This window comes from Sphingomonas pituitosa NBRC 102491, assembly GCF_001598435.1.
GTDB classification, from domain to species: Bacteria; Pseudomonadota; Alphaproteobacteria; order Sphingomonadales; family Sphingomonadaceae; genus Sphingomonas; species Sphingomonas pituitosa.
Genome location: NZ_BCYY01000046.1, coordinates 1 through 11,790, shown reverse-complemented (window position 1 = coordinate 11,790; position 11,790 = coordinate 1). Strand labels below are relative to the sequence as shown.

At 62.1% G+C, this 11,790-nt stretch carries 10 protein-coding genes, 1 tRNA gene and 1 pseudogene; 5 read left to right on the top strand and 7 right to left on the bottom strand.

Going from position 1 to position 11,790, the window contains the following annotated elements:
- Positions 1-716 precede the first annotated feature (716 nt).
- On the top strand, positions 717-2,084 hold the full coding sequence (locus tag SPI01S_RS21195) for a phosphatidylserine decarboxylase family protein (RefSeq protein WP_066727284.1): 1,368 nt from the start codon (positions 717-719) through the stop codon (positions 2,082-2,084).
- 105 nt (positions 2,085-2,189) lie between these two features.
- Positions 2,190-3,884 carry a dipeptidase gene (locus tag SPI01S_RS21190; protein WP_066727282.1) on the top strand — a complete coding sequence of 565 codons (1,695 nt, stop codon included), beginning with the start codon at positions 2,190-2,192 and terminating at the stop codon, positions 3,882-3,884.
- 406 nt (positions 3,885-4,290) lie between these two features.
- Here the strand turns inward: SPI01S_RS21190 and SPI01S_RS21185 are convergent, their stop codons facing one another.
- The 3 genes from SPI01S_RS21185 to SPI01S_RS21175 form a co-directional block, all read right to left on the bottom strand.
- Positions 4,291-5,169 (bottom strand): tyrosine-type recombinase/integrase, encoded by an 879-nt coding sequence (locus SPI01S_RS21185; RefSeq protein ID WP_306305031.1) that lies wholly within the window; start codon positions 5,167-5,169, stop codon positions 4,291-4,293.
- A 306-nt stretch (positions 5,170-5,475) separates the two neighbouring features.
- A tRNA-Leu gene (locus SPI01S_RS21180) sits at positions 5,476-5,559 on the bottom strand.
- A 50-nt stretch (positions 5,560-5,609) separates the two neighbouring features.
- Entirely contained in the window at positions 5,610-6,449 is an 840-nt protein-coding gene (locus tag SPI01S_RS21175; RefSeq protein WP_066727281.1) for a formate/nitrite transporter family protein, read from the bottom strand.
- Positions 6,450-6,563: 114 nt separating this feature from the next.
- On the opposite strand from SPI01S_RS21175, the gene SPI01S_RS21170 reads away from it, so the two are divergent.
- On the top strand, positions 6,564-7,016 hold the full coding sequence (locus tag SPI01S_RS21170; RefSeq protein WP_157084830.1) for a hypothetical protein: 453 nt from the start codon (positions 6,564-6,566) through the stop codon (positions 7,014-7,016).
- A 6-nt stretch (positions 7,017-7,022) separates the two neighbouring features.
- Here SPI01S_RS21170 and SPI01S_RS21165 read toward each other — a convergent pair.
- Positions 7,023-7,622: pseudogene (locus SPI01S_RS21165) on the bottom strand (ATP-binding protein); the annotation flags it as partial.
- Between the two features lie 69 nt (positions 7,623-7,691).
- Here SPI01S_RS21165 and SPI01S_RS21160 point away from each other — a divergent pair.
- Entirely contained in the window at positions 7,692-8,156 is a 465-nt protein-coding gene (locus SPI01S_RS21160; RefSeq protein ID WP_066727277.1) for a hypothetical protein, read from the top strand.
- A 1-nt stretch (position 8,157) separates the two neighbouring features.
- Here the strand turns inward: SPI01S_RS21160 and SPI01S_RS21155 are convergent, their stop codons facing one another.
- From SPI01S_RS21155 to SPI01S_RS21145, 3 genes are read right to left on the bottom strand one after another with little or no spacing between them, the layout of a single operon-like run.
- Entirely contained in the window at positions 8,158-9,042 is an 885-nt protein-coding gene (locus tag SPI01S_RS21155; RefSeq protein WP_218017645.1) for a plasmid partitioning protein RepB C-terminal domain-containing protein, read from the bottom strand.
- 1 nt (position 9,043) lies between these two features.
- Positions 9,044-9,916: a plasmid partitioning protein RepB C-terminal domain-containing protein gene (locus tag SPI01S_RS21150; protein ID WP_066727272.1), complete on the bottom strand. Its 873-nt coding sequence runs from the start codon at positions 9,914-9,916 to the stop codon at positions 9,044-9,046.
- Positions 9,913-11,463: a recombinase family protein gene (locus SPI01S_RS21145; protein ID WP_066727271.1), complete on the bottom strand. Its 1,551-nt coding sequence runs from the start codon at positions 11,461-11,463 to the stop codon at positions 9,913-9,915. The genes SPI01S_RS21150 and SPI01S_RS21145 overlap by 4 nt, the downstream gene beginning before the upstream one ends.
- 74 nt (positions 11,464-11,537) lie before the next feature.
- Between SPI01S_RS21145 and SPI01S_RS21140 the strand changes: the two genes are divergently transcribed.
- On the top strand, positions 11,538-11,790 hold a 253-nt coding region (locus SPI01S_RS21140), incomplete at its 3' end, for a hypothetical protein (RefSeq protein ID WP_444544599.1).

The following is an 11,790-nucleotide window of genomic DNA, read 5'->3' as shown; positions in this document are numbered from 1 at the left end:
TCGACTGCGGCCGCAATCGAATGCCGGATCGTGGGACAAATCTGCCGCTTCTGCGCTGCGTGTCGAACGGCAGGTCTCGCCAGGAGCTGGCTTCCAGAGCCTACGCGGCCGCCCATCATACCACAAGAAGCCCGGGACCGTACCAGTTCGCTCACCAAATGGCAGGGCGGGTAATCGCGCTCGTGATCAAACACCATCCGCACCGCCCGCTCGCGAGTCTCGGGTGTGAATTTGTTTGTCATCGTCCTCATGCGGGCTCTAAATTGTCAGAAGTTGAAGCCTGCGGCAGACCCGGCACGGTTCATTTAGCGATAAGGACACATTCTTAAGCGTGGTCCATATTGGTTCATGGGGCGGGAGTCGACGCTGAATCTTTCGCCGGATTGACTCACCGCTATCTCACTATGAACGCACAAATTATCCAATAATCTTCCTGAAATAATTGAAATTTTGTCTCGCCGCTTACATGTGCCGTTCCATATATTGCTGAAAAGCATATATATCTAATAATTAATTTTAGAATCACGATAATTCATTTTACGTATATTGGGATTTTATATAGGCTTAATTTCATCGTTGGCTGATTCTTGAGTAGCAACGGCTGAGACAATGGAGCGCTCTCGCTTGCTCGACGCGACAATGCGGCGGGTTTTCTTGTGGCATGGGAACGACTTCGAGACCCGAATGCCACCGGATCGTCATCAGATGGAGGAAATATGCGCGCATCGCTTTCGGTCGGCCAGTTCGAGGTCCATCCTTATCCAAGCAATCTGCGGAGTGGCTGGCTGCCGGCGCCTGACAGCCCGGCCTGGCAGCAGTTTTACGACGAGCTGGCGGCAACCCCATCGACGCCATGGGCGCAGAGCATCGTTGCGATGAACGCGTTCATCGGAGGCAACCCGATGGTCGAGCAGTTCATCACCGATGCCTGCCGGCAGAACGAAAACGTCGTGATCGCCGATCCCAAGGGAAATCCCGGCGACAACGTCTCCGTGCCCCGCATCGCGAGCAAGGAGGATCTGCTCGACGGTTTCAACAAGATCATGACCATTGCTCCCAAATTTTACAGTAGCGACTTGGTCGGCCTGCCCTTTTCGGCATGGGTGGTCGGAATCGATCCGACGCTCGCCGGCAGCACGCTGTTCGGACTGCCCGACTTCAACGAGCGGATGGCGGCGATCCTCAACGAGTGGCACATTTTCCTCGGCACGCTCGCATCGGCTTCGGGGTTTATGGTCGATGGCGAGGGCTGGCTGAGCGACGCGGCCAAGACGCAGTATAAGTTCGAGGACTGGAAGAAGGACCAGGAGATCCTTCCTTATTGGACATCGTGGAATTCGTTCTTCACGCGTGAGTTCAAGGACCCTTGCAAGCAACGGCCGGTCGCCGACCCGCATTCGAACCGGACGGTGATCTGTCCCAATGACGGGTCGCTGTTTCGCTGGGACTTGCGTGTCAAGAAGACTGACGTGTTCTGGTTCAAGGACATGAACTATTCGCTGTCGGACATGCTGCGCTCGCCCGATCCCGCGCAACAGGAGGTGATCGACCACTACAGGCTGCCGGATATGTTCGAGGGCGGCTACGTCCTCCAGACCTATCTCAATCCTTACAATTTCCATCAATGGTGGGTGCCGGTGAACGGCGAGGTCCTGTTCGAGCCGCTCGTCGTCTCGGGGTGCTTCTTCAAGAAACTGGTGCTGCCGGACTTTGGCGGGGCGACCACCGCGTCGCTTCCCTATCTGACGCACGTCAACGCACGCGGGATCATCGTCTTCAAGACGCCCGACTATGGCCATGTCTGCTGCATACCGCTCGGCATGAGCGAGACGTCGACGATCTCGTTCGACGGCGCGATGCAAGGCGGGGCGCAGGTGGGCAAGGGCCAGCGGATGGGAACCTTCAACTATGGCGGCTCGTCGTTCGTCGTGATCTACGAGAATCTTCCCGACAAGGAGCTGTTCTTCGTGGACGAGGAGGGCATGCCCTATCCTCAACGCCCGGTGCTGCCGACGAGCAGTGCGGGCGTCGGTGGGATCATAAACAACATCGGATCGCAACTGGGCGTCTGGTACTCGAAATAGGATCCTATCGGCGCGGTGCCCGCTTGGCCCGCGCCGGCCTTCCCGAGCAGCGGCTTCGCGGTTCCGCAGCGATGCCGCCGCGCCCTCCTGTCAGGAAACAGGCTCATGTGCACGACGATGATCATCACCAAAGGTGCGACCGCCGACGGATCGACGATGGTGACCCACTCCGATGACAACGAGCTGTCCGACCAGCGGATCATCTACGTGCCCGCGCAGGATCTTTCGCCGGCAAGTACCCGCGCAGTGATCGACGGATCCACCACTCCGTACCCTCGCCTCGTCAGCCGTACGCGCGGGCCGAACTATGAGATGCCGGAGCGCGACGACACGCCGATGATCGGGCAGATTCCGCAGGTCAGGCACACGTTCGCTTATTTCGACGGCAACTACGGGATCATGAACGAGCACAATCTGATGTTCGGGGAGTGCACCAACGGCGCCCGCTTCCAGCCGGATGCGGTGTCTCAGGCGGAGGCAGCACGGACGGGCAAACACTGCCGACTGTTCTACAGTGCCGAGCTCTCGCGGATCGCGCTCGAACGGTGCCAAACCGCGCGCGAGGCCGTCGAGCTGATGGGTGGACTGATCGACACATATGGCTATTTCTCGACCGGCGAGACGCTGCTCGTCGGCGACGCCGACGAGGCGTGGGTGTTCGAGATGTGCGCGCTGCCCGACGAGGAGTATCACTCGGCCTGGGCGGCGCAGCGGGTGCCCGACGGGACGGTGTTCGTCGCCGCGAACGAGTTCCGTATCCGCGATCTCGATCCAAAGGACCCCGACCAGCGCTTCTCGAAGCTGCTGCTTTCCGGCGTGCGCAAGCTCGGTTGGGCGAAGGAGGACGGCGGCAAGCTAGACTGGCTGCCGTCGGTCAGCGACGGCGAATACAACCACCCCTATTATTCGCTCCGGCGGGTCTGGCGGGTATTCGATCGCGTCAATCCCGACCTCGCGCTCAGCCCGTGGGTGAACGGGGCCAGTTTCACGCGCGACTATCCGTTTTCGGTCGCACCCGCCGCTGGACTGACGCTCGACGACGTGTTCGGCCTCTATCGCGATCATTATGAGGGGACCGAGTTCGATCTCACCAAGGGGATCGCGGCCGGACCATATGGCGATCCCAACCGCTTCATCGGCCCGTATGACGGTGCGCAGAACAACATCTCGGACCAGAAGCTGTTCGGCGCGTGGGAACGCGCGATCTCGATCTTCTACCAGGGGTATACCACGGTTTCGCATGTACGTCCCGCAAGCGCGCCCAATCAGACGCGCGGCATATGCTGGTACGGTGCCGACGTCGCTTACACCACCTGCTTCGTTCCCTTTCCGACAAGGATACTCGACCTGCCCGCCGCTTATCAAACCGGCGACCCCCAGGTCTTCAGCCGCACATCGGCATGGTGGGCATTCGACTTCGTCGCCAATTGGGCGCGGCTCAATTTTCGCCGCATGTGCACGGCGGACATTCTACCGCTCCAGCGGCAGCTCGAGGTCAAGGGCAGGGCGGTTCTCGATGAGTGGGATGAGCGCTTCGGGGGGGCGGACGCAGAGGGCCTGACGGCGGCATGCGCGGCCCATGCCGGGGATGTCGCGGACGCATGGTGGGCTATGGCCGACCGCCTGATCGCCAAATATTCGGACGGCTACGTCAACCCGCCGGATGCGCGACCTCAGAACGCGGCTGCGACTGCGATCGGCTATTCTTCGACATGGCTGGGACTGACCGATTATCGTGACGGCCCCACAACGTATGATATGCGCTTCAGCAACGCTCGTGGACAGGGCGCGATAATTTAAAGTGATAGGTTCCCAACCTCTTCGTGGCTGAGCTTTCGCTGCGACGCACAGACACGCGGGTTCAAACCCTTCCCTTTGCCAGCATTGAGAGTTCGTGCTTCCCCTAGGCTTGAACCGCCGCTTCTGTCCGCAGCTGTCGTTCGGTGGCAAATTCGCGAAAGACTGGCTCTGGTCGCCAGCTGCCGAACGATCGTGGGACATTTCCGACGTTCGTAGTTGCCCAACGCGATCGCGTTTGTGCTTCGAACCCGATTTACGAAAAGGGGAGTGGGGCCCGGCCCCTGGGGCCCAGTTTTTGCTGCAGTGCGGTAAGTACCTATTTTAAGACGTGTATTTCAATCGGTTGGTTCCCTTCACCGCGGGCGATTAGGCCGACTTCATCCGCGCTTCTTGAATTTCGCCTTGATTACCGTGCCCCCCCCACCCGCAGCTGGTCGAGATAATCCGACCACCACTGCGCCATGCGAACGCGTTCCTCCCAATGCGCGCCACGATGATATGCAGCCCGAACACGATCCCTTTCGCCGTGCGCCAGCGGACGCTGCGTCATGTAGCGCGCGGGGAACAGATATTCGCTCGTTCGTGGAAGCGAACGCAACTCCTGCAAAAGATACACCACCTGGCGCGATAGCGGCACGGCATGCGGCTGCTTCATCTTCATACGCTCGGCCGGCACGCGCCAGACCTTGTCGACGAAGTCGATCTCGTTCCACTTGGCCTGCCGCAGTTCGCCCGGCCGCAGGAAGACGTGCGGCGCGATGCGTAAGGCATAGAGCGTTTCCGGCCGCCCTTTATAGTCCTCAATGGCCCGAAGCAGCTCCCCCACTTTCATAGGCTCGACGATCGCAGCGTGGTGCTTCACGCGTGGGACGATCAGCGCGCCACGAAGGATCTCTGCGGGGTTTCGCTCCGTGCGCAACGTCGCGAAGCCGTAGCGAAACACCCGCCCCGCAAAGGACCGCAGACGAACCGCCGTCTCGTGGTGCCCCTTTCGTTCGACACGCTTCAGCGTGTCCAGCAACTCGTGCGGGGTGATGTCGGTGATCGGCCGCTTGGCGATGCCGCCCAGCAGCTCCAGAAACCAACGCGCATTCTTCAGCGTAGCGGCGGGGTTCCCCTCGCGCTCCATCTTTTCAATATATTCGGAGGCGGCCAACCCGAAGGTGGTCTTCGCCGCGTGTTCCGCTTCCAGGCGCTTCAGCCGCCTGGCCTCCACCGGGTCGAAGCCATCTGTAAGCTCGGCGCGGGCCTCGTCGCGCTTCCGCCGCGCCTGTTGCAGAGTCACCTGGGGGACGCTCCCCAGCGACAGCTTCCGCTCGATCCCGAAAACTTTGCAGCGAAGCGCCAGAGCAACGCCCCGGATGGCTGCACAAGAAGGTCCGACACCTTGAACGGGCGATCGCGAGGCTTCAGCGCACGGATTTCGACGACGGTGAGCATGGTGGGCCACGACTCCTGCGAGCTCCGTGGTCCACCGATTCGTGGCCCAGTTTTCGTGGGCCTTAGCGGAGCAAAATGAGAAACCACGGGACTGTCAACAGCGATTTTATCGCAGTTTTCCGCGGATTTCTACAATGTTCTCAATATGTACTGGTGCCCCTGGCCGGACTCGAACCAGCATGCCTCTCGGCGTTCGATTTTGAGTCGAATGCGTCTACCATTTCGCCACAGGGGCAGCGACGGAAGCGCACGGCTAGACGAACCGCGCGCGCGCCGCAACCCGCTTCACGTCTCTTCGCGCACCTGTGCGTGCGCGAGCAATGCGAACAGCACCGATCCTCCCAGGATGTTGCCGAGCAGCGCCGGCGCCAGGAAGCCGCCCAGTACCCAGCCGAGCGACGCCTCGCCCGCCAGCCACAGCATCCACGCCTCCACCGCGCCTGCCACGACGTGCGCGAATTCGCCGAGCGAGATGAAATAGGTGCAGAACACCAGCACGAAAAACTCCTGCCGCCGCGCTCCCGGCAGCGACCAGGCGACGCCCGCCATCAGGAACCCCGCCGGCACGCCCGCGCGCACCGCGTCCCAACCGGAGAGCTCGAGCAGGCTGCGCGAGGTATCGAGCATCGCCTTGGTGCTCGCCTCGGTTCCCACCCAGCCCGTCGTGGTGAGGTAGGCGATCAGCAGCGTGCCGACGAGATTGGCCGCCAGCACCAGCCCCCAGAGCCGCCCCAGCCGGGCGAAATTGCGCCAAGTCGGCGCCGCCGCGACGGGGATCACGGCCGAAAGCGTGCTCTCGGTGAACAGCTGCAATCGCCCGAGCACGACGATCACGAAGCCCAGGCAATAGCCGATGCTCGCCACCGGCAGCCGCCATGCGGTATCCGGCAGATGGCTCTCGATCAGCCCGCGCCCGAGCACCGACGCCGCCATCGCCACGCCCGCGACGACGCCGGAGAAGAACAGCGAACTCGCCGGACGGTCGAGTTCCTCGTCGCCCTGCCGGCGGATGACCTCATGGATGACGCGCGACGATGCCGCCTCGCGATCCTGGACTTCCTCCTCCTCTTCGGGAGGCAGATCGGGCGCTTCGCCGTCGGGCGCTTCGTTTCGGGGCTGTTGCATCGCGGCTGAACGCGAAGAGGGGCGGGAGGTTGCCCCAGCACCCCTTGTGCCCGCTGCCGCTTCCGGCCAGTCTCTCCGTCATCCGGTTGGTGCGAGACGATGACAGGAGGCTGAATGCCGTTCCGATGTTTTCTAATGGCCTGGATCAGCGCCTGGGCGGTGGTGGTTTTCCTGCCCAGCGCGATGCTTGCCTATGCCGGCATTTCCCCTTCGGCCGCCGCTATGGGCGCGGGGCTACACCATTTGCCGGCGAGCAGCTGGAAGGTTGCCGACGATGTCGGCCCGGCGGTGAAGTTGATGATGGGTGGCATTCTCCTCATCGGCTTCCTCTGCCTGATCCGCATCCGACACGTGCGCTATCCCGCTGCCGTTCTGATCGGGCTGGTGACGGTAGCGGCGACCGCAGCGCTGATCCCTGCCTCGCTTTCCCGCGGCTTCGCCTCTGCACTGACGGGCGCTCGGTTCGACTGGACGACGACGCCGATCTACGCGATCGGGGGCATCTGCGCGGGCCTGACGTTCGTCGCGAGCTTCTCCCGCTGTCGGCGGCGGGAAGCACGGCGATAGTCGCGCTCAGCTCCGCGGCGCCTGGCGGCGGTAGCTGAGTGCCTCCGCCACATGGATGCGCCCTACCCCCTCGACGCCCGCGAGGTCGGCGATCGTCCGCGCAACCCTTAGCACCCGCGTATAGCCGCGCGCCGAGAGCCGCATCGCCTCCGCCGCCTGCGCCAGCAGCTTGCGGCCGGGCTCGTCGGGGCTGGAAAAGGCCATCAGCGGCTCGCCATCGGCCTCGGCATTGGTCCGCACGACCGTGCCGGCATAGCGCGCCGTCTGGAGCGCCCGCGCCGCCGCTACCCGCGCCGCGACCTCGGCCGATCCCTCCGCGGGCGGCGGCAGGACGAGATCGGCGGCGGTGACCGGCTGGACCTCGACATGCAGGTCGATGCGGTCGAGCAGCGGGCCGGAGACCTTCGCCTGATAGTCGGCCGCGCAGCGGGGCGCCCGCGCGCAGGCGAGCGCCGGATCGCCGAGATGCCCGCAGCGGCACGGATTCATCGCCGCGATCAGTTGCACCCTCGCGGGAAAGGTGACGTGCGCATTGGCCCGCGCGACGCTCACCACCCCGGCTTCCAGCGGCTGGCGCAGCGAATCGAGCACCGCGCGCTGGAACTCCAGCATTGTGGAGCAGAGGGGACCAACTGGGGCCTCCCCGATCTGCTAGATTGATGCTTCAATGGGCATATGGAACGTCCCAACGCCATTTCCGCCCTGAAGGACAAGCGCGGCGAAATTGCCGGCCGCGTCGACGCGCTGCAGGACCAGCTTCGTCAGGCGCTGATCGACCTCGATCACGTCGACTGCACGATTCTCCTTTTCGACCCGGACGCCGATCTCGACGAGATCAAGGCCAAGCCGATGCCGCCGCGCCACCACGCCTTCAAGGGACAGGTAACCCGGGCAATTCTCGACATGCTGAGGAAGTCGGGATCACCAATGGACGGCGCGTCGATAACGAAGCGCCTGATGGAGGAACGCGAGCTTAACCTCTCCGACAAGAAGCTTATCAAGACGATTCAGAAGCGCGTGGGCGCTGCGCTTCGCAACATGCGCGAGCGTGGCATGGTCCAATCGGAAACTCCGTCCAAAGGTGGCTTCTTGCTCTGGTCGCTGAACGGCACCAACACGCCCGGCCCCCGCCACAGATAGGTCATCCCGCGTCGAGGGATGTCGCCTGCGACACCGTGCGGAACTGAGCCAGTATCTCCGGATGGCGTTCTGATAGATAGCCCGCCACGTTCTCGTTTGCGATAAGCCGCTCGACGTACTTCGCCGACAGGACGAGCTGAAGCACGTCGTCGCCGAACGTCGTCTCTCGAGCCCGGAAGGTCGTGTTCAACGACTCCAATTCCCGCTCCATGCGCGCCATCTGCTCCGGTGTCACGCCTGCCAGCTTCTTCGGCTTGTCCGGGTTTGCGAGATGGTCCTGCGGAGTGGCGGCGAGGATCGCCCGGGCGTACGCTGCGGTGAAGTTGTTCATCGCCGTCATCATCTCCGCGGCGGCGAACTGCTTGTGCGGCTTCAGTTTCCGAAGGACGTCGAATACGGCGGTGTTTACCTGCTTGTCCTTCAATATCTCCACCGCCTCCGGAGAGATGCCGTCAAGCAGTGAACGCCGTCGCCCGAGCGATTTCTCGTCCATGCCGAGCGCGGCGGCGATCATCGCTGGCGGGACGCCCCGACTGATTGCGCGAGCTATCATGTAGTGCTCTTGGACGGTCGCCAGGCGATTGACGCGCTTGTTGTAGGTGAATGCCTCATCGTCGTCAGAGACGATGCAAGGCGCGGCGGTCGCACCGTTCGCCTGAAGTGCGTGAAGTCTGAGATGGCCATCGAGGAGCATGTGTCGGCCATCACCATCCGCTTTCGTGACAACCAGCGGTTCTATGACGCCAACCTGTTCAATCGAGCTGGCGATTCTCGCATATTTCCTCGACTTGATGATCGGCACGGTCATCGGGCGGAGCGGCAGCAGACGGTCGATAATGATGTCCACGACCGTCGGCTCGAAGGAGATTCGGATGGGCGGCGTCATATTAAGCCTCCGCAAGGCCAAGCCGCTGGGCGATGGGCTGTGGTAGCCGGGCGAGTCCTTCTGCGCGGAGCAGATCGACAAAATGCGCTTCGGCCAGCAACCGTCCCATTGCGGCGACGATGAAGTTCAGGCGGCTCTCGGTAAGCTCCGCCTTTCTGACCAGCAGCTTCTGGCGCTCCACTTCCTTCTGATACGCGCGGACGAGCGCGGCGGAGGTGGTGGCGCGCTTCTTGGTCGGGCTTGTATTGACCGACTTCAGCTGCTTGCCGATGAGATTGCGTTCATCGACGATACGCCGGATCGTGAGGATCTGGGACCCGGGAAGTTCGCCGCGTTCGTACGCGTCGGTGAGTGCGCGCTGAACCTCGACATCGTCTGCCCTGGCGATTTCCGCCGCGATGGTGTGTGGAACGATCCCGCGTTCGACTGCGTCGATGAGACGTTCCTCTCCCTTTTCGAGCAACATGTTGATAGTCCAGACGTACTCCGGACTGAAGCCGATTTTGCGGGCGATTTCCGCGTGGCTGTACCCCCGCTTCCGCAGCGCGCCCACCTCCCGGATCAGCTCGATGGGCGACTGATTGCGTCTCGCCAGGTTCTCGACGAGACTCATGACGAAGCATTCCTCTCGGCTGGCCTCTATGACCATGGCAGGAATCTGCGTCTGCCCCAGCTTGGCGAAGGCCTCCATCCTGCCCTGGCCGCAGATTAGTTCGTATCCATTGCCGGTCGAGGCCCGGCGGACTGTGATCGGTCGCTTCAGCCCGACGGTGCGAATGCTTTCGACGAGTTCGTCGAACACCTGCCGATTGCGCGCGCGAGGGTTGAGTATTTCGATGGCGGCGATCGGAATGCTGATGATTTCGGGGGTCATACGGCACGCTCCACGGCATGGCGCCGAAGCATATGGTAGAGGGGGGCGAGATCATCCACGCGATAGGCGTCCAGCATGACGCCGTTATCCTCGGCCATGCCGATGTTCAGTTTTGCTCCGACATCGATCCAGGGCAGCAGATAATGGTCTCGTACGGTTGCGTTATCGGGTTCGAGGCGCACGACGACGGTTATGTCGGGGCGCAGGCCCGCGTCGAGCCGGATTCGCCAGCGCAACGATCCAGCTTCCGTCCGACGACATCGTGCAATGACGATCGCTACGGTCAGTTCGCGATTGACGACGAGGAGATCGGTCAGTTCGTCGACGATCACCTCGCCGCCTATCCGTTCGATGCCCGCAACCGTGCGTGCCAGGACATCGGGATGCATCAGCCGGAGCTGGCGGTTCGTCTCGACGTAGCGATAGTCGCGGACCGGTTCATACCCTATGAGTTGATAGGCGCGTAGCAGACTGCCGAAGCGTGACCGGTATGCCGCCGTTGATGGCATATCCTCAACCTCGTCGATGATCATGCCCGACAGCGTTCCGCGTGACGCAAGGAGCGAACGGAGCAGGTCGAGGAGCTGTTCGTCGCTGAAGCGTCGTGCCCGCTCGGCCAGGATGCTCTGGGCGGCGGCGAAGATCCCAGGATCGACGATCGCTTCAAACGCGCCGTCCCGTCGGATCAGCATCTCGGGTGGATTCACGACCCGCGTCTTCTTCAGCTTGAAGGAGACGCGGTTGTAGACGTTGTTGCCGATGTATTTTTCGTTGACCAGGATTTGACGAACGACCGCCCGGTTCCATGCTCGACCAAGATCGGTTTTGCGCCCTTCGCCGTTGAGGATCGTGGCGATTTCGCGTTCCGATCGCAGTTCGAGCACGAAGAGGCGATAGATCCGACGAACCGTTTCGACTTCATCATTGGGCCCTGGAACCAGGATCACCCGGTCGGTTTGCAGGCTCTTGTGCTCGCCCGCAGCGAGCGGCGCCTTCAATTCGTTTCTATCGTTCACGAGGAACCGGCGGAGGCCATAGCCTGCGGGACCGCCCTGCCGATAGCCGAGCGTGATGAGCCGGCACTGTCCGACGAACACCTTGGTCGACAGTTCCTGGCTGTAGGCACCCGACATCACGCGCTTCATGACTTTCATCATGTCGGACGTGAGGCTCCCGTCGTTCTCGAACTGCTCGCCGCAGTAATGAACGTGGATGCCGCGCTGACGACATATGAACTCGTAGTAGGCGCTTTCGTCTGCGTCCTGGAACCTGCCCCAGCGGCTGACGTCGTAGACCAGAATGGCCTCGAAGTCGGCTGCACCGCTTTGGACGTCGTCGATCAGGCGGCGGAGTGCGTCACGTCCCGCGATGTTGAGGCCGCTTCTGCCTTCGTCTGCATAGGTGCGGACGATTACGAAATCACGCGTAGCGGCGTATTCGGCGATCTTGTCCGCCTGATTATCGGTCGAATACCGCTGATGATCCGTAGACATGCGCACGTACTGGGCAGCGCGCTTCGGATTCGACTGCAAGGATTCCAGCGACACCGCGACCCTCTACTCTGTCGCGGGCCGGGCCCGCTTTGATCAACTTCATTCCTCGTAACTGCATGGAGGATGGAATGTCGTTGTCGAAAAGGGACCGAAAAGTTCAGGCGTCGGACGGAAAGGCCTTTCCGGTGGATCCGATCGCCGAGATCAAGGCGACGTTGGCGATCGAGGTCGCGGATGCGCTTCGTCGTGATTTCGGAGATGGCCCGCTGCAGATAAAACGTATGGCGAGGCTGATGGGCGTCAATCCGCGGACGGTGAAGAACTGGCTGCGGACCGACAATGGGCCGAATGGTGCCGGCCTTATTGTCCTGATGCGCCATT